We start from the raw sequence: 19,385 nt of genomic DNA, 5'->3' as shown, positions 1-19,385 counted from the left end.
TTATTTCCTGTGGAACCAGCCTGCTAATACGATAACTGTCGAATAGCAACCTATATTGTCCCGACAGCCGTACAGTAAGGCGCCAAATGGCTATAAAACCGGTAAGGGTAAAGACATGGCCGATATCGTAGTCCTGGGACTGCTGTTCCTGCTCTCGTTCACGCTCCACAATTTAGAGGAAGCCCTGTGGATGCCTAAGTGGAAACAGGATAAAATCCGCTTCCTCAAGCCCGCCCCTAAGAACGAGTTCTACTTCGCGCTGATAGTGCTCACTTCACTATCCTACCTCGCCGTCTGCCTCCTGGCGTTCTACCCGGAGCAGCGCTTCTTCACTTACATCTTCGCCGGCTTTCTCGGCGCCATGACCTTCAACGCCATATTCCCCCACCTCGCTGCAACGATAGCCCTGAGAAAGTACGCCCCCGGAGTCATCACCGCAGTACTGCTGATGCTGCCGATCAACGGGCTGATCCTGTTCTACATGGCCAGCAATGGCGTTCTCAGCGTTTACGAGATCGTGCTCTCCACCCTTGGCGTTGGCATACCCATGGCGGCGTCGCTACCTTTGCTCTTCTGGATCGGGCGAAAGCTGATACGGTTCGATTGATACAGTTTGCTGAGGAGTGGGGACTCAACAAGACGAACGCTGCGCTGTGCCAGGATCACAGATTACGACAGATTACACCGATTTCACAGATAAGAATTAATATGAAATGGTTACTCAACATTCTTTTATCTAAAAGTCATCTGTGAAATCCGTGCAATCTGTCGTAATCTGTGACTACAGCACAGCGCAGCGTTAGTTTTCCTTCACGCCGGCCCTAAAAAAGTATTAAAATTTGCGGGCTATTGTGATGAAACCCGTGTGCCCTACTCTGGTGGACGGTCTCGTCCCCCGCTTGCTGTACTCCATCTCGTGCTCGGTGACGGTGATGGTGATGATGTCCTGGAACCCCTCTGTTTCGACTGCAGCTCTCACCGCGGAGGCCTGCTCAAAGAACGGGGAATAGGTAGCCAGGAAGCCGCCCGGGCGGAGCAGTTTCTTTGCCCCGTGGACTGCGAGGGCCGCGTCCTGCAGGTCTAAAGTGATCACGTCGAACACGAAGCCTTCGCCTGCGAGCTTCTCCATCTCCTGGAGGACGTCGGCGTGCCTGACTTCCACGTTGTGCAGGCCTGCTTTCTGCATGTTCTTCCGGGCGTTGGCGGCGAACTGCTCGCTGGCCTCGCAGGTGATGACCTTTTTGGCGATGATGCCCATGTAGGCGGCCAGCACGCCGGAGCCGGTGCCGGCATCCAGCACTACATCCGTGGGGCAGAGGCCGGTGTAGGCGATGATCGTCCCGATGTCCTTGGGCATGACCGGCGCTCCCGTCCGCTTCATGTGCCTGAACAGGTCAGGCGCCCGGGGCTTGACCACGGTGAACCCGATGCCCTTGTGGGATGCTATCGTTTCGCCCCACTCTTTCCCCGGGACGACTTTCAGGTCCACGATGCCCAGGTCTGTATGCATGGGCTTCTCGTCGCCCGCCACCGCGAAATATTCTCTGCCTTCGGCTCTTAAGAGGATTTGCTCGCCATTTTCGATCATAAGTGTACCTTTAACAAGAAAAGTTCTGGTGAACGCTACGCTATCAGAGCCGCGTAGCGTCCGTTATTCTCTCGGCGCGTAGCGCCCTCACTGGCCCCCGGCCAGCTTCATGATAGCCTCGGCCAGATCGCCCTTCGCGTCGATTAACGCCTGCCTCGCCATTTCCCGGCTGACTTTGGCCTGGGTGGCCACGAGGGTGACGTCGTCCTCGGGGATCTCAGCCGGCTTCGCTTCGGTGGCCGGCTTGCCTGCCGCTGCCGCCTGCTCTGCGATGCTCAGCGCCTTTTCCTCCGGGGTGCCGACGATCTGGTAAGACTTGGCGCCTTTGGCGTCCATGACTGTGACCTGCGCGTCGTTGAAGACGATCTCCTTGTCGCCTGTCCTGATGATGACCTGCTTTACGTCCTCGATCTCGTACATGTCGATGCCGAGGGACCTCATCTGCTTCTGCAGCTGCTTGGGGTTGATGCCCCTGCCGCCCATGCCCGGAAACATAATTAAATCACCTGCTGTGCTTATTGGCGGCATGCATTAAATATGTTTTTTATGATCCCTGTGCTTGGGCCGGCCATCATTTCCCGAAGACCTACAAACAGTTATCTCTGTGCTCGTGAACGTACACGAGCAACCGGATACGCACAACATTCGTGTCCGTCGTGTACATTGTGTTAAGCGTTCAAGACTCTCGAAAAAGTTATAGAAATGACTGCTACTGGCTTTTATCCCCGCGGGAAAATCACAATTCATGAGCGCGAGGGGGCATCCGTCGGCAGTGAAGTGGGATTTCGACAGGGTGACGGAGTGCTTCAACTGCGGGAAGGAGGCCATCCAGCGCATCGAGCTCAGGCCTGACGAGACCATCGTCACGTGCATGAACTGCGGTGCGGCCAGGCATTACCGCCTCAGCGGGGTCTACATCGCCGAGACCTTCGGAGAGGATGCTGCCAGAAGCTAAACAGACGTGCGCTTGTCGGGCCGTACAAAAACTACGCTTCCGGCGGGACATGGTTTTATACTTCAGGGTATCACGTATCAGGGAGATCGTTATGATGGACCAGCCGATGACTGGGGGGCGGTGGGACATAGAGAAGGACACGGTGTGCTTCAACTGCCACAAGGGCGCTGTTCAGCTGATAGAGATCACCCCTGTGGAGACGATGATCACGTGTACCAACTGTATGGCAGAGCGCCATTACACGCTACATAAAATCGAGGTGCCGGACACGCCCCCGGGGGCGTTCGAGGACGAGCCGTTCCGGCTCCACCACGACATCTGGAACTTCCGGTATACTGATAAGTGCATCAACTGCGGTAACTGCGTGGACAACGAGGTGAACGTGGACGAGCACCGGGTCAGGACTTTGTGCCCTGAGTGCTACTTCACACGACTGTATGAGTTCAACATGTTCAGCGAATCCAGGTCCAGGCGATAGCGCCGGCGCCGGCGAGACGTGGATGATCATCATGGACCCGGAGGCCGGGATGAGGCCTGCCATGGTGATCTCGATGGGCTGGCTGGCCCACCTGCCTCTGAGGTTTAAAGAGACCTGCTTCGGGCTGCTGGCCGAAGGAGACCGGGACATCGTCCGGGGTTTCCTCGCCGCGCTCAGGCTGGCGTACCCTTCCGGCCTGATCTGCCGGCGCCGGTGGTACTCCATCGGGGATACCGCGATTTGCCGGAAGACTTTTGCCGAGACCCGCCCTCTCCGCCGGGCCGCCGATCAGATCAGGCACCACTGCCGGTCGTAGGCCTCGACCACAGGTAAATATGGGGGACATCTTTATTTCGCTTTAACGCTTATTGGGAAAGGTAGTGTGATACCGTTTGAAGCTGCGACTCGCTGATCTCGCCGGGCCTGCCGGCATGGCACTCTTTATCCTGGCAGTGCAAATCCTCTCGCTGCTGTTAGTGGCCCCCCTGACTTCCTACGACCTGAAGGCCTTCGAGAACCCGCAGAGCGTCTGGAACCCGGTCTTCTACATAGTCCTCATCATCGTCTTCAGCGCAGTCCTGCTCGTCATCATCAAATTCAACCTGCGGTGGATCATCCAGCTCTTCATGATCTTCGCCGTCTTCTCCACGCTCATCTACGTGCTCTTCGGAGTGGCCACGCTGCTGCTGCCCGGGCTTACCTGGGAAGTCGTCCTCGCGGCTTCCGTCCTCATCTCTATCCTGCTCACGGCGCTGATGGTCGTCTATCCTGAATGGTACATCGTCGACTCCGTCGGCATCCTCGTCGCAGCCGGAGCCAGCGCCTTATTCGGGATATCCCTCTCGGTCATACCGACGATCATCCTGCTGGTGCTGCTCGCCGTGTACGACTTCATCGCGGTGTACAAGACCAAGCACATGATCAAGCTAGCCGAAGGCGTCATGGACCTGAAGCTGCCCATCCTATTCGTGCTGCCCCGCAAGCTCGACTACTCCTACGTCCGCAGCAAAACCCAGAAGCTCGAGCCCGGCAAGGAACGGGAGGCATACTTCATGGGCCTGGGCGACGCGGTCATGCCCACGGTGCTCGCGGTATCCGCCAGCGCCTTCCTGACAGCCCCGAAGATACTGGGGTTCACCAACGTACCGGCGATCGGCGTAATCATCGGCACCCTGCTCAGCTACGCGGTCCTCATGTACTTCGTGATGAAGGGCAAGCCCCAGGCCGGACTGCCATTCCTGTGCACAGGGGCGATCGTAGGGTTCCTCGCAGGCTGCGCGGCCATAGGATTCAATCCGTTCTTCTGAAAAAGATCGTCTGCTCATACTTGCCTAAGATATGCAGTCCGACCAGGCCTAATAAATAGCTGTGCACTATCGCAGATAACGTGTAAAGCGACATCTGAAACTATGCTGGCGTATAAAAATAATGTGAACCGTCCCTGCTCAATGAGAAACAACGGACGGCGTACTTTTTTAATGCAGGAACCTGCCCAGGATGAATATCGCTGCGGCCCCTATCGAGGCTCCACCCACGAATATTGCCACAATGCCCGCCAGGCCGCCGGGTAGAGCGAGCCCTTCGGGCGCTTCAGGTGTCGGCTCAGGCGTGGCTGTCGGGATTATGGTCGGCTCTGGCGTGGGAGTCGGAGTCGGCACAGGCTCAGGCTTCGCCGGGGAGGCGAGTACAGCGGTGAACAGGCCGAAGTCTGCGGATGCCTGTGCAGTCAGGGTGACTGTGCCGTTGGTGTTAGCGGTCAGGCTGGCCGGCATGATCTGGTACCCGGTGCCGTCGTACCTCACGATAAAGAGCTGGGAGGCGTTGCTCTGGTTGGCTACGGCGGTGGCCGGCATGGTGAACGATATTGTCGCCGAGCCTTCCTTGAGGCTCCAGCCGTACCTGGCGGACCTGGATACGTTGGCCGAGGCGAGGACTTCCGTATCGTTCATACCTGCGGGCAGGGCAGCGGTGATGTTATTCATGGCTATGTCCATGACTGCCCCCTCTGGCTTGCCGCCCAGTTCCGATCTGAGCGCAAGAGAGTACGTCTGGTTGTCGACGGTGGTGTTGCTCCCCGCGCTGACGATCACGGTGAAGTAGTCCTTGATGTCCAGGGTGCCGATGACGCTGCCGTCGCTGGACTTTAGCTCTTCGGTGCGGGGCTGGAGCGACGGTGCCGTGTAGCCGCCTCCGCCTCCTCCACCGCCAGATGGCGCAGGGGCCGGAGCAGCGTCGGGGTCGTCCGGAATGGCCGGGGGAGCGTCGCTGTCAGCCAGTGCCATGCCGGAGCACAGCGAGATTACCGTCAGTGCGATCAATATGCTTGCGAGTATTCTGATAATCTTCATCGTATCAATCCCTCATAGACGTTTTACCCAGTAGCCGTAGCCGGGTTTGATCGCCGGCAGGGTGTTGACTGTCCGGCTGGGCTTGTAGTAGTACCATTGTCCGTTCTCGTAGCCCCAGGTGATGTAGTAGCTGCCGTAGAGCTCTGCGGGAGTGCGTGTTGTCGTGCTCGCCGGGCCTATCAGGTTCCAGCCCTTGCCAATAGGCACGGCCTGGCCCTCGGGTATTGTTCCCGTGAACGTCAGTGTCGTGTTATTGTCCATGCAGATCCAGAACCCTGTCCCGTAGGTGAGGTTCGAGATCGAGTTCACCGTCCGGGCGGGCTTGTAGAACCGCCACGGCGACTGGGGATTGCCGTTGTCGTACACCCAGACGATCTTAGTGTCCGCCATCACTGCCGGGGGAATGACGCTGGTTATGTCAGGGTTCTCGGGAGTGACCGGGACGGATAGCAGGTTCCATCCCCTCGTCAGGTTCACCGTGTACGAGACCCGGGGGTTTTTGATCGTGACCCAGGCTGTGGCGTTACTGCCTATCGAGGCTGCCGTGGGGTTCGACAAAGTGAGCGCCAGCGTCCTGTCCCCCCTGGTGCCCGGGAGTATCGAGAGGTTGAGCTGTGCGCTCGCCGATCCCGGGGCGAACTGTACTGTGCCGGCAGGCGTCACGTAGTCCACGCCGGCAGTAGCGTTGCCGCCGGAGACGCTTATCGTCACTGTCTCGGGCAAGTCGAGACATCCCTGCCGCTGTAAGGCAATGGTCAGGTTGGTGGCGCTTCTATCGATAGTGTGCGCGGTGCCGGAAAAGTCGATGACCGGGGCCTGGTAGACAGGCCCTGCCGCCAGGCCGGTCGTGTTGTTGCCGGCGATGATCGTGCCTGCGATGGTGCCATCCGGCACCCGTACTACGGTGATGTTGTTTCCGCCGGCTTCTCCCGCATAGAGCGTTCCGCCATCTCTGGAAAGAGCAAGCCTGCCCGGCCTGTTGACGGACACCTGCGCGACAGTGTCGGCGGGCCAGAGCCCGATCACGTCGATCCTGTTATCTGCCGGGAACGAGACGTAAGCGTAGTAACCGTCGGGGCTGATGGCGAGGCCCTGCGGTTGCCCGCTGAGGGCGATCTCGGAAGCCGTGCCGTCAGCATGGAAGACCGTGATGTTATTGCTCCCGCTGTTGGCTACGTATGCCCGGCCGTCAGGAGCTATACCTATGCTGGTCGGGTTTGCCCCCGTGCCAAGCGTGGAGACTTCCCATGTGGCGGCGTTTATCACGCTGAGGTCGCCGCTGGCGTTGTTGGCGGCGTAGATCAGCGATCCGTCCGGGCTGAAGGCGACGGCTTCGGGCTTCAGGCCGGCGCTGATGGTGCGCAGCACGGCGAATTCTCGGAGGTCCACCACGGCGATCGTGTCGTCGCCGGAGGCCGCGATCGCCGCAAGGCTGCCCTCCGGGCTGATTGCGATGCCGCGGGGCTGGCTGCCCACGGGCACTGATGCCAGCCGTGACAGGTTCCGGGCGTCGACCTTCCAGAGCCGGTCCGTGGCGTTGTCGGTGACGTAAAGGTAGGCACCCCCGGGGCTAACCGCCACGTCGCGAGGCCCGTCCCCCGCGTCCAGCCGGGCGATAACCGTGTTGTTCGCCGCATCGATCACGCTGACGGTGCCGTCCTGTTCGCTGGCGGCGAAGGCCAGCAGATCCGGTATGGCGGCTGGCGCGGCCTCGTCGTCCACGATCGTCAGGGTAGCCGGGCCAGGCTCGATCTGCGAGTTGTTGGTAGCCCCGGACAGGGTCAGGATCACGGCCTCGCTTCCTTCGAGCGCCTGATCATCCGTGACCGGCACCAGGAACGTCTTGCTCGTCTCGCCTGCGTCGAAGTCCAGCGTCCCGGCGGCCGGAGTGAAATCCCTCGCGGTCGCCGTGCCTGGAGCTGCGCTGTAGTTCACGCTCGCCTGATCGTGCGCCGCATCTCTCGTGATCGTTATAGTGGCGGCTCCGCCGCTTTCCCCGGTGGCGTACGACTGCTGGCTGAACCCGAAGATGCCGTTAGTGTCCGAGGTATACGCCTTGAGGCAGACGTCGGCGTCCTGCGAGGCTCCCCAGGGGTAGTCGAGGGCTGAATCGTACCAGCTGACGCCATCGTAGCTGTAGAAGCTCTCTGAAGCATTGGCCCTGGCTGCGGAGTTGTAGCCGTCGTACCTGCCTTCGATCGGGACCGGGTAGTTGTACCCGGGTGTGCGGAGCCTTACCTCTATCCTGAACCTCTCGCCCTGCTCCAGCCTGACGCTGCTGTCCAGCTGCGCGGTACGGTATCCCGGCATGCCGAGAGTGCCGGAGCTGGTCTGCGCCAGCGCGCCGTCCCGGTACACCCGGACCAGGTACTCCGAGTCGGGCTGGGCCGTGTAGAAGCCGACGGCTTCCAGCATCTGCGGGCCTGAGGCCGTGTACTCTGTGGCAAACCACGCGGTGTCGGAGCCGAAGCCCCAGTTTTCCGTCAGCCCGTACCAGTCGTGCTGGTACACGTGATCGTACTCCTGCAGAGGGTCTGCGGTGAAGACGAAGCTGCCGCTGCCGCCGTCCATACCCAGCACCCCGTCATAGTAGGAAATGTAAAAGTACCCCTCATCTCCCCATGCGGTGCCCCAGCTGTTTTTCACGATGAACGCCCCGTCTCCGGCGGGGGTGGTCGGGAAGTTGAACCGACTGTAGCTGTCATCCCACCCTACTACGGCGACCGCGTGGTTCGGCCAGTAGAAGCCGGGGTAATAGTACGATGCGTTCACGGGATCATAGTACTCCGGCGACTCGTCTGCAAGATAAGTGATGTACACTGCACCGTAGGTCATCAGGGCAGCCTTGATGTTGTCGTTATCGAGGCTGTTTGCCCGGGCGGGAAGGAAGTATACGTCCTGCACGCGCTTCACCGGCGACAGCGAAGATGACGTGGTCGATAGCGGATTGTAAGGGTCGGCAGCCTCGCTTACGGGGCCGCTCCACCTGGCCAGGTAGGCTGTGGACATGAAACCGTTACCCCCGTCGTTGGGGCCCCAGTCAAAGCCGTGGGTGTTTTTAAGGTTGTTCTCCGAGAAGTCTGGAGTTTCACCGGGCAGGAGGTACGATTCCATCGAAGCGTAGGTGGCGAAAGCCCAGCAACTTCCGGAGCTGCCCTGGTTCCTGACGCCGGTGACTTTGCTCAGCGTCCGCAGGTCGTACGATGCAGGGTAGCCCGCAGATACGGGGCCCGTAGCTACAACGTCCTTATCAGGCTCGCTCACCATGGTCTTGCTCAGGCTTTTCCCGGAGAGATGGGACATGCTTACGGGATGGGGCTTTAGCCCGTAGCTCCGGGCGGAGTTGCCCACTGTCGTCTCTTCCGGGGTTTTTACGATGGACCTGGAGACCTTGTCGGAGTTCTTGTATTCTGTGAAAGCCGGGTTGACCGAGGCTTTAGATGCTTTGCCGTGGCCTGTGTTCTGGGCTCCCGCGAGGCCCGGGGCAAAGCATGCTGCCAGCATCATCGCTATGATGAAAAGGGCGCAGACCTTCAGGACAGGCCAGCCAGGGCCCGTACGTCGGGGAGGCTTAGCCGGTGTGCAGTCGCTGTTAGTTTTTAGTGCCGGGGGTAAATGGCTCATAAACCACCTGTCCCTCCGTGCCAGCTGCCCCCCGCTGGCCGGCATAGAGGCTGTTAATCCACCTGTAACGGTAGAACGGCAAAAGGAACGATATATTTTCTGTACTCGATTTGAAAATACAGGGGAATTAATTACTAATTTGAAAAAAGGGCCGGTGATACGGCCATAAATCTACTGGTTCTCGTCGTTCCCGGTCTTTTCCTTCTTCTTTTTGCGGGAGGGGGGAATCTTGTGGACTTCCCCTTCTTCCTCATTCTTCTCTTCAGGTGGCTGAGGTGGCTTCAGGCTCTCGATCTTCTCGATCATCTCTACCAGCCTCTGCTTAACTGCGGCCACGCCCTCGCCTTTCAACGTCGACATCTCCAGGTCTGCGTTAGCCTTAGAGTGCTCGACGTCGATCTTGTTGGCGACTGTGACCACCGGCATCTTCACGAGCTCTTTGACCTCTTTGAGCAGCTCTTCCTGTTCCTCCAGGGTGAAGCCGCAGGTCTCGCTCGGGTCGATGATGAAGAGCAGGACGTTGCCGACGTGCCGTAACGCAGCTATCGCCTGCAGCTCGATGTCGTTCCGCTTTTCCAGGGGCCGGTCGAGCAGGCCCGGCGTATCGATCACCTGGTATCTTATCTTGTTTTTAGTAAAGTGGCCGATGACGATGCCTTTAGTGGTAAACGGATACGGGGCGATTTCCGGCTTAGCCCCGGTGACTGCGGCGACGAAGCTGGACTTGCCTACGTTAGGATAGCCTGCGACGACGATCGTCGGCTCGTCCTTGATCTCCGGTAGCTGTCTAAGCTTGTTCCTCGCATCGTTGAGGAAGCGCAGGTCCTTGTCCACGTCGTAGGCAATGGATGCCATTCGGCCAAAGGCCTGTTTTCTCAGGAGCGCCGGGTCGGGGCTCTTCCGGATCATGCCCACGTACTTGCGGGAGATATCCCTCGACTTCTCCGAGGCCCAGCTGACAGATGAGAGCTTCATCTTCAGCTCATCCACGCCAACGAGGATGTCTGCCATTTCGCGGTAGAATGGCTCGAGCCTGTCCAGGTTTGGCCAGTCCTTGACGGCGTTGCGCAGGTTGTCCCCGAGGATGTTACCTGCGGTAATCACCATCGACTCCTCGATTTCTCTCTTGTCGGTATATTCCCCGCCAATCTTGCCCCTGCCTGCCCGGACAGAGCGGGAGAACGCCTTGTCCACGAGCTCGTCGGCGGTTAGTATGGTGTGGATCTTTTCGAATATCATGAATTTCCCTCGGCTTCGCTCGCCTATCCTGTTCATGCAGGTTATATTTATAATGAGTAGTACCGCACAGGCAACATATAATATAGCTGCCGGATTATGATAGTCCTTTGTGAAACTTTTTATTCGACCCGGCGCTGTGCACAGCGCCGGGTCGAATAATATGTTTCAAGAATGACTATAATATGATCGGGGCGGCATGCACCTACAGTAGCGACCCCTGCCAGCGTAACCGCTTAGCCGCCTGTAACCGAGGGGATTGTGTCATGGAAGACAAGGATATCAACATGGGCAGCGGCTGGAAAATGACCATCCGCATGGACGTGGACAAGTATGGCAAACAGTTTATCGAGATCGCCAAAGTCCGGAAGGAAATGAAGATCGGCCGGTTCAAGCTCAACCCCCGGTACGCCCGCAAGCTGGGGGAGGAACTGATCCGGATCGGCGACGAGCTGGAGAAGGGGGGCGGCCTCGGGGAAGACACCGGGGAATCAGGGGAAGAATAATAGTCATTCTTGAAACGTATTATACGGCCCGGCAGGTATGACCTGCCGGACCGTATAAAAAGTTTCACAAAGGACTATCATCCCCGCTCCCATCATCTTATGTGCGCTTCTGATAGACGCCCTTTTTACCGGGCTTTTCCACCTTCTCGATGATCTTCTTCTCCATCAGCCTGTCCCGTATCAGCGGGAAGTAGAACAGCCTGAAAGTCGGGAAAGGAACCCCGATCTGGGCCCTGTCGTAGCCCTCTTCGATCGTCTTGATCGTGATGGCCCTGCCGGTATCGAACTTGCCGGCCACGAAGTCGAAGGCGTTTACCAGCGGCTCCGGCTTGATCTTCTTGTACTTGTCGTGGCTGAGGTACCAGTTGATGTCGCTCTGCACATCGTACTCAGTGGAGGCCGTGTCAATCTCCCGGCCGCCAATTCTGACGTGGTCCACTGCCTTGATTTTCCTGGGCCTGCCCCTGCCTCGCTTGACCTCGGGCTTAGGAGCCTGCCTGGCGCCGGACTCGATGGTTTTCAGCCGGTCCTGGAGAGCGCTGATTTTTCCCTCGATGTTGCTCAGGGTGCCCTGGAAATCCACGAGCGATCGTTCCTCGGCGCTCGTGCCGGACTCCATTGCCTGCCGGAGAACGTTGTTCAGGTGCGCGGAGAATTTTTCCTTGCCCTTAGTCTTCTCCAGCCAGTCCGCCACATCGCTGTCGATAGTGCCGCCTATGCGGACTTTCCGTGATAGCCTCGCCTTCGCTGCCATAGCAATCATATTATTGTCAACTTTTTATTATATAAATATATGGCATGTCGACGCATTTTTTATTACCGCTTACATAATAGAAAGATGTAACTAGAGCAGCCTTATTTTACCGTAAATATGCCCTCCGGGCCACGGCGGGCGGCCGCAGCAGGGTAAGGATTATTTACCGCCCTCAAGCCGCCTGTACCGGATTGTTTACCCGGCCGGGGCAGATTCAGCTCTCGACCCGGCCACAGGAACCCGTTTCTCCATTGCCGGCGACTCGGGCGGGCTCACTGAGGCCAGATAAAATATTTATATAAACGGCTTGTTAACTTAGCACCGTAACGATTGTTACCGGAGCATTTTCGCATGGCCGGCATACGCGACTGGATAAAAAAGTTCAAGGAAAAACACCCTGACATTTACAGTTTCCTGCAGGACCTCATCTTCTCGCTGGCCATCGTCGCAGTGATCGCCCTGATCCTCTACGCTTACGCGGGCACCTGGCCCCCTGAAGCGGCGGTCATCGGCACCAGCATGCTTCCCAACCTGCAGGCAGGCGATCTGGTCCTGCTGCAGAGCATCGAGCGCTCTCCGGTGCAGACGTACGAGGCTTCCCTCGCCACTAATTATACCACTTATAACGAGTACGGGGACGTCATCGTATACTACCCCCACGGGGACACTTCCCGGCCCATGATCATCCACCGCGCAATCAGGTGGGTCAACGAGTCGGAGCCCATGTGGCCCGGCGGACCCGCGGCCCCCCACGAAGGCTACATCACGCTGGGCGACAACAACCACGGCGTCTACGACCAGGCCGGCAGTGTCAGCTACAACGACCCGGTCAGGAACGAATGGGTCCACGGGGTCGTGAAGTTCCGGGTGCCCTACCTCGGGTACCTCAAAGCCCTGGCACCGAACCTCTGAAGAAAAAAGATCGCTGGGCTATGCGTTTCGGATTGCTTATATGTCGTGAGATAGCAACACGATCGCTGCGCTGTGCCAGATCACAGATTTCGACGGATTCGACAGATTGCACAGATGACGATTCTAAATGAAAGGAATACTTCGAGCCCTTTTCTTTTCGATCATCGATCAGCATCTGTGCAATCTGTCGAATCTGTAACAATCTGTGATCTGGCACAGCGCAGCGATCGTGTGCATTCACGAGCACAGAGGCAACATGGTACAGGGCACCAGAGTAATCAGAAGCCATCACAGCGCAGCGTTCTGTTTTTGTTGTAAGACTTTAAACCCACCCTCTCTGCACCCAGTGCAGGTAGTCGTGGGCCCATTTTTCCTTGTTGGCCCGGATGGACTCGCCGAATATTTCCCGGTATCTCCTGTGGACGGCCTCCTGCTCCGGGTAGGTGCGCCCCTCCCCGATGGCTGCGATCAGGTCCTTGCCCATGAGGTACGCTTTTTCCATGGCTTCGTTGATCGAGCCGGGGTGCTGGCCTATCGCCGCGCCTGCCCCGCCGATCACGGTGGCTCCGCAGCTGATGAGGAAGTTGTTCATGTAGTTGACCACGAGGTCAGCTCCGCTGCTGCCGGTGGTACACACTGAAAAGCCGTACTTGCCACTGAACTGCTGGCAGTGGATGGTGTCGCTCATCCGGTCCATCATGGCCTTCAGCTGGCCCGTGACGCTGTCCATGTAAGACGGGCTGCCCAGGATGATGCCGTCGGCCTTGAGCAGCTTCTCCATCGCGTAGGAAAAATCATCGTCCTGCTCGCACTTGCCGCGGCTGTAGCAGGCGCCGCAGCCCTTGCAAAAGCCTATCCGCAGCTTTGTGACATCGAGGATCTCGGTTTCCGCGCCCGCCTGGCTGGCCCCTTCGATGGCGGCCTCCATGAGCCGCAGCGTCGAGCTGTTCTTGCCCCTGGGGCTGCCGATGATGCCGGTGACCTTCATATCTCGATAAGTAGACTTCTGCGGATATAGTGTTTATGGTGCCGGCATACCGCGAATTTCTATATGGCTATTTAAAATAAGGCTTCGATAATGGCCTTCAGGCCATTACTTCCTTGCTGAACGGTTCCATCTTGCTGATCATTTTCTTATACCGCTTAATGCCGTCCTCAAGCCCGTTGTCCTCCGAGAGCACGTGTACCTGGTCGATGACGTCGTCCTCCGACGGGGCGTTGGTGAAGTGCAGCGAAGTTTCTCCCCCGCTCTCGATCAGCACGAACTTGCCGTTCATGATCGTCACCAGGCCACAGGCTTGCAGGGGGGTCGGGGCTATCTCCTCCAGCACGTCCTCGTCCCCGGTGCAGACGTAAACGCCTCTGGTGTTAAGCCTGTCAGAGAACCGGACTACTTTGATGCTCTCGATCTGCTTGACGTTCTGCTCGAGGTCCTTGCGGATGTTTTCAGTGATGTTATAAGTCAGTACAGTTCTGGGAGTGGTAGCAAACTGGGTCATCATGGCTTTAACCTTCTCCGATTTTACGGATTTCAAGTCATAGGTGTCCCCTTATGTTCTTTAAACCTGCGATATCCGATCACGGAAATAATGCGGGCGCTCCGCGGATGTGATCGTAATCTCTCGCGATTTCCGCGGAAAGTGTAACTATGCCACTGATGCATGCCGATTTTTAAAAACGGCTTACGTCGCCCGGATTACAATTATATTAACATAAATATAAATATGTTCTTATACTCTGTGCTGCGGGGAATGGTACTGTAGGTCTATCGTGGTGCATCCGGGTAAAAAGGGCAAACATCATTTAACGTTTAATTCCTTTGCCCATTATCTGATAAAATATAATAAACTCATCATTTAATTTTGTAAATGGATAATAAAGGGGCTTATCAAACTACTTACCAGCATAAATCTTACCAGTGGAGTGTCTGACATGAAATACGACGTAGAGACTAGAGAGGGTGTTACCCGTGGAAAGGAAACCGGAAAGCCTGAAAGAGCGGCAGATACTGGCTGCGAAGAGCGAGTGCGTCTTCTGGAAGGTATTCTGCGCAATACCGACGATGGAATTATGGGGCTTGATAAGTCCGGTGCGGTCTCCTACCTCAACCCTGCCGCCGCCAGGATGTTCGGCTTCAGCTCCGAAGAAGAAGGCATCAGGACGATGAGAGACCCGGCAGTCTTCGAAGCGAGGTATCCCGACGGCCGCCCGGTGCCCGCCAACGAGGCTCCTGTGGCGCGTGCCGGCCGGGGCATGGCTTACCGGGACGAAGAGGTAATTCTGAAACGCAGGGACACCGGCAAGGAGTTCCTCGGCAGCTACACCGGGAGTGCCGTGAGGGACGAGAGTGGCAAGATGCTCTCCAGCGTAGTGACGGTGCGGGACGTCTCGGGAAGAAAAGAGGCAGTCAGCAGAGGGATCACGGACCTCCCCTCGATGCTGGGCGTCATCGCAGCAAGCATCCCAAGGGTTGTCATGGCCAACCGGTGCGATATAGTACTGTACGACGAGAAGGACCGGACTTTTACGCCTGTGGCGGCGATGGAGCCAGGGAGAGAAGCCGGGAGAGAGGCAAGGCGGGAGGATCGCATGACCTGTATTTCCGCAGAAGACGAGCGGCTGTTTACCCGGAGGGTCATGGAGACTAAAAAGCCCCTGATCGTCGAGGACACGAAAGAAAATCCCCTGTGCACCGCCAACCGGGGTATGATCGAGCGTCTCGGCATCAAGTCCGTGATCGTCCTTCCCCTCATCGACCGGGAACATTTCCTCGGCTCTATGATCCTGGACTCCACCCTGAGTGCCAGGGACTTCTCAGATCAGAGCATGGATACCCTTAACCTGATCGGAAGGACCGTATCCGCGGTGATAGCCGAGGCAAAGGAACGGACGGGGAAGTCGGCTACGGTCAGGTAACCTCGATCGGTACGGCATGTCAGGCACTACGGCCATGTAGTTATATAGCTCTTGAAACATATCTACATAAAATTATATCAGGAGCACTATTCATGGCAAAGCTTACAGTGTTAGCGATCGGCGCCCACGCCGATCCGTTCGACATGCCGTACCAGTGCGGCGGCACGCTGGCGAAGATGGCCAAAGAAGGAAACAGAGTAATCTGTGTATCCTCCTGCGAAGAGAACCAGGAAGAGGCAACCAGAGTAGCTAAAGTGCTGGGCTGCGAAACCATGTTCCTCGATCTCGAGGAAGGCGAGATTCAGAACGACACGGAGACCGTACACAAGATCGTCGAACTGATCAGGTCCGTGAAGCCCGACATCGTGATCACCCACCAGCCCACGGACTACAACCCGGACCACCGGGCCCTGTCCCAGGCGGTCCTGGGCGCCTGCCTGCTGGCGAGAGTGGGCGAGGTGAAGACCAAGCACAAGCCCTACAAGGTGCCCTGCCTGTACTACTCGGAAACGTCCAGCGGCGTTAACTCAACTGCTGATATATACGTCGACATAGAGAGCACCTTCAAGACCAAGATCAAGGCGCTGAAAGAGCACAAGAGCCTGTACGAGAAAGAGGGCGTCGAGCACCTCGGCAGCATAGAGCACCTCATAGAGCGGGAGGAGACCACTGCCCGCTACAGGGGAATGCAGGTCGAGATCGAGTACGCAGAGGCCTTCTCCAGGGCGGTCAACTACCGGGTCATGCGAGCCTTCAGCACGCTGCCGTTCCCGGATGTTGAAGTGCAGAACAAGTAGGGTGAGAATTGCCCGGGATTAGTGCACAGAGAAACCTTTACCTCTGGCCTTATCCATAGTCAGCGTACGGGGGAACTTTTTGTAAAAAAGTTCCCCCTGCGCCCCCTCAAAAACATCGCTTTTAAAATGCCCTTCGGGCTTGATCGCATGTCGAGAGTCAGGAAAACTTTTTTTGGAAAAAGGTTTTCCGACGGCCTTTCGAAAAACTTAGCGCCCCGACTGGGATTCGAACCCAGGTCTAAAGCTCCGCAGGCTTCAAGGATATCCACTACCCTATCGGGGCACGTCTGATATAAAACGGCGCGGATGTTGCGTTCCACATAATGTGCTCATCATTACATAAACTTATCGCCGCCATAGCGCAGGAGCACGGTGTCCCCCGGGGCTTGCAAGTGCGGCCGGGAGGGGGTAAATCAGGATGCCCTCCTGTTCCTCTAGATGGGTGCAGAAGTCCCAATAAAATCATAATTTACGCCTATTTTCGATTATATGCCGGGATATTTAGAACTTTAAAGGAATCAGGGGCCGATTAAAGCTACAATTGCAAATTGGGCTTACGGTAAAGTTTTAAATTTTGCAGGCCGGCAAGTATCGTTTTATATTCACCTGACCATTAGCAGCTTGTAATGCGAAGGGCGCGGACCGCAAAATCTCGCGCAAGGCAATCGTACAGGCAATCGCGCGGTTGTCTTTAGTATACCCCCGAATTAACCCCCAGATGCGAGCGCGGCGGGCCCCGCATTACTTTGTAATTATTTCTTGAATATCAGTGCCATAATGGCAAAACAAGGGTATTTGCAGCAGGCCTCCTCCGAGGCCTGCAGGCCTCCTCCGAGGCCTGCTTAAAAACATCTTTTAAAGAATGTCTTTAGGGTCTTTGATCTGCCGCTCGGCCATCTCTGCAATTTTCGGGTCTCCGCCGGCCTTGACAGCCTCTACGGCCTTACGGTACCACTCCCCGGCGCTTTCAGGGCTTCCGAGGCGCCTGTACAGGTCACCAAGGATGTACATATAAACGGCTTTGTTTTCTCCCTGGGCTTCCCCGGCCTTGATGCCCCTCTCGAAGAACTCCGCCGCCCTGGCGAGGAAAAACTGCTCCTTGTCCGGCTCGTTTTTGGTGCGGTGGCACCACGCGCCCATCTGGTAGATCCGGCCCAGGGCCAGCGGGGTGGCCCCCTGCCATTCGGCGCAGAGCGCTACGAGGTAGTAGTGCCCGTTGGGCTCTATCTTTCTCGCCTTGATCTCGGGGGTGATGATCTCGGCCACCTTCTTTCTGAACTCCTCGGAAAACTGCTGGGGCTGGAAGTCCCCGTCGAAGCCCGAGAAGCCGCAGCTTGTGCAGGAGTGGGCGAAGTAGCAGACTGGCTGGGTACCTGACGCCTCCCGGTAGAAGTCGGAATGCAGGGGGCCGAATGAGTTGCTGGAAGTGACCAGCGCCGTCTCGAACATGTTGCCGCAGAGCGGACAGGTGAAGGTAAAGGGCTGAAGGGTGGTCATGCCATGAATCTACGATTCGAAGGGTTAAAAACCTATGCAGCCCGATCACTTGTTGTAGAGCGCTTTAACCAGGTCCATAACGCCGATGCCTTTCTCTGTAATGGAGTACCTGCCGGCAGCCTCGTTCCTGGCGACCAGCCCCGCATCGATGAGCTTGTTCAGGTGGTAGAGGAGGTGGCCTCCGTCATACCCGGTGGCTTCTGTCAGCTCTTTGTACGACATGTTACCCAGGGACAGGCTCTTCATCATCCTGAACCGGGCCTTGTGGGATAATGGGTCTACGATCGAGGAAATGACCATGTCGTCCGGAAGCTGCCGGACGTAGTCGTCCACTACCCTGGCAGCTATGCTGTTCTTATAAGAGGAAAGCTTCTCCACGACCTTGATCAGGTTTTCCTTCTCTTGCTGGTATTTCTCGTAGCACACGGTACAGGGGGTCATCGTCTTCAGGCGCCACATTTTCTCGTCGTCGTCAGCGGCCAGGGCCACGGTAGCCCGAGCCGTCTCTTCGCCTTCTGTGTCCTTCAGTTTTTGGGCCGCGTCTTCGAGCCGCTTCTGGAAAATGTAGCTGCAGGTCTTCTTCATGTCCCGGGGGCAAGGCTCCGGGAGGTTTTCCCCGAGCCTGGCCGATGCCCCGTCCAGGTAACCGGCCAGCGCTATGTCCCTGTTCTTCCGGGACAGCTCTTCCCGGATCTGGACAACTTTTTCCTCGAGCATCATCTCCTGGAACTGCTTCAGCTCCATGATGATGGATTCCGAACTTTGCCGCTGCTCGGCTTTCAGCGTCTTCAGCTCCCGCTCCAGGTCAGCGAGCCTTTCCTCGATCCGGTCTTTCCTCATCACACGATCGTAGAGGTTTCAGCTATAAAAAAATTACTTTTAACTGTAATGTCCCAATCTCCTGCTCCTGTCCGGTAAATATCGTTGTCGTGGTCGCTCCCTGCCATACTTCCAGCCAGTGTAACTCCCGGCTATAATTTTTTTACCTTAAGCTATATTCAGGCTCCTGACCATTGCAGATGATGGCCAAGGGTTGCCTGTGGTGATTTCCTCGCGAACCCGGAGGCCCATGGTGAGAATATGGCAAAGAAAGTGGCAATCATCTTCGGAGGCCCGAAAAAGGAAAGCAACACCCACCTGCTGGTGAAAGAGGCGCAGAGGGGGCTGGCTGATGCCGGCGTGGAAAGCGAGATCATCTTCCTTAACGACCTGAGCATCAAAGGGTGCCAGGACTGCGGGTACTGCAAAGCACATGACCCTGTAGACTGCGCAGTCAAAGACGACATGCAGCAGGTCCGCCGCGCGATGGAGCGGGCAGACGCCATCCTTGTCGCCACCCCCGTGTACTATGGCAGCGTCACCGCCCAGACGAAGCTGTGGCAGGACAGGCTTTACGCCTACGTCAAGCCAGGCCGGAGCCTGCTCGGCCCCAAAAAGATCGGGTTTATCTTCACCCAGAACAACCCCGACGAAAAGTTGTTCCTGAGCAGCCTTCAGATCTTCATGAGCCTGATGAAGATGGCGGGCCTCGAGCAAGCCGGCTACCTGGTAGTCCCAAACCTCCTGAAGGGTGTCAAGCCGATGGTGACTGAAAACGCCCTTTACCTGAGCAGAGCTTACGACCTCGGCAAAAACCTGCTCCGATGATCCTTACGGACAGGGGAATACCTGTAGTCGACCGGGGCCAGTACAACGGCTGCGACGTCTGCACGAATGCCTGCCCGGAGGGCCTGATCACCGGCCGGTCAGGTGAATATCTTTAAGTAAACGGCTG

At 57.2% G+C, this 19,385-nt stretch carries 20 protein-coding genes and 1 tRNA gene; 10 read left to right on the top strand and 11 right to left on the bottom strand.

Features of this window, described 5'->3' with window-relative positions; all coding sequences use genetic code 11:
* Positions 1-115 precede the first annotated feature (115 nt).
* Complete coding sequence (locus ACPLPM_RS01240) at positions 116-607, top strand: HXXEE domain-containing protein (RefSeq protein WP_424358420.1); 492 nt, start codon at positions 116-118, stop codon at positions 605-607.
* 225 nt (positions 608-832) lie between these two features.
* On the opposite strand, the gene ACPLPM_RS01235 is transcribed toward ACPLPM_RS01240, so the two are convergent.
* Both ACPLPM_RS01235 and ACPLPM_RS01230 read right to left on the bottom strand, forming a co-directional pair.
* Complete coding sequence (locus ACPLPM_RS01235) at positions 833-1,588, bottom strand: methyltransferase domain-containing protein (RefSeq protein WP_424358419.1); 756 nt, start codon at positions 1,586-1,588, stop codon at positions 833-835.
* A gap of 87 nt (positions 1,589-1,675) precedes the next feature.
* Positions 1,676-2,083: a nascent polypeptide-associated complex protein gene (locus ACPLPM_RS01230; RefSeq protein ID WP_424358418.1), complete on the bottom strand. Its 408-nt coding sequence runs from the start codon at positions 2,081-2,083 to the stop codon at positions 1,676-1,678.
* A 250-nt stretch (positions 2,084-2,333) separates the two neighbouring features.
* On the opposite strand from ACPLPM_RS01230, the gene ACPLPM_RS01225 reads away from it, so the two are divergent.
* The 4 genes from ACPLPM_RS01225 to ACPLPM_RS01210 all read left to right on the top strand — a co-directional run bounded on the left by ACPLPM_RS01225 (position 2,334) and on the right by ACPLPM_RS01210 (position 4,328).
* Positions 2,334-2,543, top strand: coding sequence for a hypothetical protein (locus ACPLPM_RS01225; protein ID WP_424358417.1), 210 nt, complete (start codon positions 2,334-2,336; stop codon positions 2,541-2,543).
* A 91-nt stretch (positions 2,544-2,634) separates the two neighbouring features.
* Positions 2,635-3,021: a hypothetical protein gene (locus ACPLPM_RS01220; RefSeq protein ID WP_424358416.1), complete on the top strand. Its 387-nt coding sequence runs from the start codon at positions 2,635-2,637 to the stop codon at positions 3,019-3,021.
* 22 nt (positions 3,022-3,043) lie between these two features.
* A complete protein-coding gene (locus tag ACPLPM_RS01215; RefSeq protein WP_424358415.1) occupies positions 3,044-3,337 on the top strand; it encodes a DUF2102 domain-containing protein in 294 nt (97 codons plus the stop codon).
* Positions 3,338-3,413: 76 nt separating this feature from the next.
* On the top strand, positions 3,414-4,328 hold the full coding sequence (locus ACPLPM_RS01210; RefSeq protein ID WP_424358414.1) for a presenilin family intramembrane aspartyl protease PSH: 915 nt from the start codon (positions 3,414-3,416) through the stop codon (positions 4,326-4,328).
* Positions 4,329-4,496: 168 nt separating this feature from the next.
* Here the strand turns inward: ACPLPM_RS01210 and ACPLPM_RS01205 are convergent, their stop codons facing one another.
* The 3 genes from ACPLPM_RS01205 to ACPLPM_RS01195 form a co-directional block, all read right to left on the bottom strand.
* Positions 4,497-5,369 (bottom strand): hypothetical protein, encoded by an 873-nt coding sequence (locus ACPLPM_RS01205; RefSeq protein ID WP_424358413.1) that lies wholly within the window; start codon positions 5,367-5,369, stop codon positions 4,497-4,499.
* Between the two features lie 12 nt (positions 5,370-5,381).
* Positions 5,382-8,993 (bottom strand): lectin like domain-containing protein, encoded by a 3,612-nt coding sequence (locus ACPLPM_RS01200; RefSeq protein WP_424358412.1) that lies wholly within the window; start codon positions 8,991-8,993, stop codon positions 5,382-5,384.
* A 171-nt stretch (positions 8,994-9,164) separates the two neighbouring features.
* Positions 9,165-10,232: an NOG1 family protein gene (locus ACPLPM_RS01195; RefSeq protein ID WP_424358411.1), complete on the bottom strand. Its 1,068-nt coding sequence runs from the start codon at positions 10,230-10,232 to the stop codon at positions 9,165-9,167.
* A gap of 263 nt (positions 10,233-10,495) precedes the next feature.
* Between ACPLPM_RS01195 and ACPLPM_RS01190 the strand changes: the two genes are divergently transcribed.
* Entirely contained in the window at positions 10,496-10,735 is a 240-nt protein-coding gene (locus ACPLPM_RS01190; RefSeq protein WP_424358410.1) for a hypothetical protein, read from the top strand.
* A 97-nt stretch (positions 10,736-10,832) separates the two neighbouring features.
* Here the strand turns inward: ACPLPM_RS01190 and ACPLPM_RS01185 are convergent, their stop codons facing one another.
* Positions 10,833-11,489: a hypothetical protein gene (locus ACPLPM_RS01185; RefSeq protein WP_424358409.1), complete on the bottom strand. Its 657-nt coding sequence runs from the start codon at positions 11,487-11,489 to the stop codon at positions 10,833-10,835.
* 351 nt (positions 11,490-11,840) lie between these two features.
* Between ACPLPM_RS01185 and ACPLPM_RS01180 the strand changes: the two genes are divergently transcribed.
* Complete coding sequence (locus ACPLPM_RS01180) at positions 11,841-12,401, top strand: S26 family signal peptidase (RefSeq protein ID WP_424358408.1); 561 nt, start codon at positions 11,841-11,843, stop codon at positions 12,399-12,401.
* A gap of 322 nt (positions 12,402-12,723) precedes the next feature.
* On the opposite strand, the gene ACPLPM_RS01175 is transcribed toward ACPLPM_RS01180, so the two are convergent.
* Both ACPLPM_RS01175 and ACPLPM_RS01170 read right to left on the bottom strand, forming a co-directional pair.
* Entirely contained in the window at positions 12,724-13,389 is a 666-nt protein-coding gene (locus ACPLPM_RS01175; protein ID WP_424358407.1) for a flavodoxin family protein, read from the bottom strand.
* Between the two features lie 97 nt (positions 13,390-13,486).
* On the bottom strand, positions 13,487-13,936 hold the full coding sequence (locus tag ACPLPM_RS01170; protein ID WP_424358406.1) for a hypothetical protein: 450 nt from the start codon (positions 13,934-13,936) through the stop codon (positions 13,487-13,489).
* A gap of 397 nt (positions 13,937-14,333) precedes the next feature.
* Here ACPLPM_RS01170 and ACPLPM_RS01165 point away from each other — a divergent pair, with 397 nt between their 5' ends.
* Both ACPLPM_RS01165 and ACPLPM_RS01160 read left to right on the top strand, forming a co-directional pair.
* A complete protein-coding gene (locus tag ACPLPM_RS01165; protein ID WP_424358405.1) occupies positions 14,334-15,317 on the top strand; it encodes a PAS domain S-box protein in 984 nt (327 codons plus the stop codon).
* 92 nt (positions 15,318-15,409) lie between these two features.
* Positions 15,410-16,114, top strand: coding sequence for a PIG-L deacetylase family protein (locus ACPLPM_RS01160; RefSeq protein ID WP_424358404.1), 705 nt, complete (start codon positions 15,410-15,412; stop codon positions 16,112-16,114).
* 211 nt (positions 16,115-16,325) lie between these two features.
* Here ACPLPM_RS01160 and ACPLPM_RS01155 read toward each other — a convergent pair.
* From ACPLPM_RS01155 to ACPLPM_RS01145, 3 genes are all read right to left on the bottom strand, one after another.
* Positions 16,326-16,397 (bottom strand) — tRNA-Arg (locus tag ACPLPM_RS01155).
* Positions 16,398-16,969: 572 nt separating this feature from the next.
* Positions 16,970-17,611 (bottom strand): DUF2225 domain-containing protein, encoded by a 642-nt coding sequence (locus ACPLPM_RS01150; RefSeq protein WP_424358403.1) that lies wholly within the window; start codon positions 17,609-17,611, stop codon positions 16,970-16,972.
* A gap of 45 nt (positions 17,612-17,656) precedes the next feature.
* Positions 17,657-18,451: a winged helix-turn-helix domain-containing protein gene (locus tag ACPLPM_RS01145; RefSeq protein ID WP_424358402.1), complete on the bottom strand. Its 795-nt coding sequence runs from the start codon at positions 18,449-18,451 to the stop codon at positions 17,657-17,659.
* Positions 18,452-18,691: 240 nt separating this feature from the next.
* Between ACPLPM_RS01145 and ACPLPM_RS01140 the strand changes: the two genes are divergently transcribed.
* Positions 18,692-19,258, top strand: a complete 567-nt coding sequence (locus tag ACPLPM_RS01140) for a flavodoxin family protein (protein ID WP_424358401.1) — start codon at positions 18,692-18,694, stop codon at positions 19,256-19,258.
* Positions 19,259-19,385 lie beyond the last annotated feature (127 nt).

This window comes from Methanocella sp. MCL-LM (assembly GCF_049676595.1).
Lineage (GTDB): Archaea > Halobacteriota > Methanocellia > Methanocellales > Methanocellaceae > Methanocella_A.
Note: the sequence above shows the minus strand (reverse complement) of the source record. Positions and strands in the feature narration are given on the sequence as shown.

Coding starts and splice junctions, on each gene's coding strand:
- ACPLPM_RS01240 (WP_424358420.1), top strand. CDS start 116: ATGGCCGATATCGTAGTCCTGGGACTGCTGTTCCTGCTCTCGTTCACG.
- ACPLPM_RS01235 (WP_424358419.1), bottom strand. CDS start 1,588: ATGATCGAAAATGGCGAGCAAATCCTCTTAAGAGCCGAAGGCAGAGAA.
- ACPLPM_RS01230 (WP_424358418.1), bottom strand. CDS start 2,083: ATGTTTCCGGGCATGGGCGGCAGGGGCATCAACCCCAAGCAGCTGCAG.
- ACPLPM_RS01225 (WP_424358417.1), top strand. CDS start 2,334: ATGAGCGCGAGGGGGCATCCGTCGGCAGTGAAGTGGGATTTCGACAGG.
- ACPLPM_RS01220 (WP_424358416.1), top strand. CDS start 2,635: ATGATGGACCAGCCGATGACTGGGGGGCGGTGGGACATAGAGAAGGAC.
- ACPLPM_RS01215 (WP_424358415.1), top strand. CDS start 3,044: ATGATCATCATGGACCCGGAGGCCGGGATGAGGCCTGCCATGGTGATC.
- ACPLPM_RS01205 (WP_424358413.1), bottom strand. CDS start 5,369: ATGAAGATTATCAGAATACTCGCAAGCATATTGATCGCACTGACGGTA.
- ACPLPM_RS01200 (WP_424358412.1), bottom strand. CDS start 8,993: ATGAGCCATTTACCCCCGGCACTAAAAACTAACAGCGACTGCACACCG.
- ACPLPM_RS01195 (WP_424358411.1), bottom strand. CDS start 10,232: ATGATATTCGAAAAGATCCACACCATACTAACCGCCGACGAGCTCGTG.
- ACPLPM_RS01190 (WP_424358410.1), top strand. CDS start 10,496: ATGGAAGACAAGGATATCAACATGGGCAGCGGCTGGAAAATGACCATC.
- ACPLPM_RS01185 (WP_424358409.1), bottom strand. CDS start 11,489: ATGGCAGCGAAGGCGAGGCTATCACGGAAAGTCCGCATAGGCGGCACT.
- ACPLPM_RS01180 (WP_424358408.1), top strand. CDS start 11,841: ATGGCCGGCATACGCGACTGGATAAAAAAGTTCAAGGAAAAACACCCT.
- ACPLPM_RS01175 (WP_424358407.1), bottom strand. CDS start 13,389: ATGAAGGTCACCGGCATCATCGGCAGCCCCAGGGGCAAGAACAGCTCG.
- ACPLPM_RS01165 (WP_424358405.1), top strand. CDS start 14,334: ATGAAATACGACGTAGAGACTAGAGAGGGTGTTACCCGTGGAAAGGAA.
- ACPLPM_RS01160 (WP_424358404.1), top strand. CDS start 15,410: ATGGCAAAGCTTACAGTGTTAGCGATCGGCGCCCACGCCGATCCGTTC.
- ACPLPM_RS01150 (WP_424358403.1), bottom strand. CDS start 17,611: ATGACCACCCTTCAGCCCTTTACCTTCACCTGTCCGCTCTGCGGCAAC.
- ACPLPM_RS01145 (WP_424358402.1), bottom strand. CDS start 18,451: ATGAGGAAAGACCGGATCGAGGAAAGGCTCGCTGACCTGGAGCGGGAG.
- ACPLPM_RS01140 (WP_424358401.1), top strand. CDS start 18,692: ATGGCAAAGAAAGTGGCAATCATCTTCGGAGGCCCGAAAAAGGAAAGC.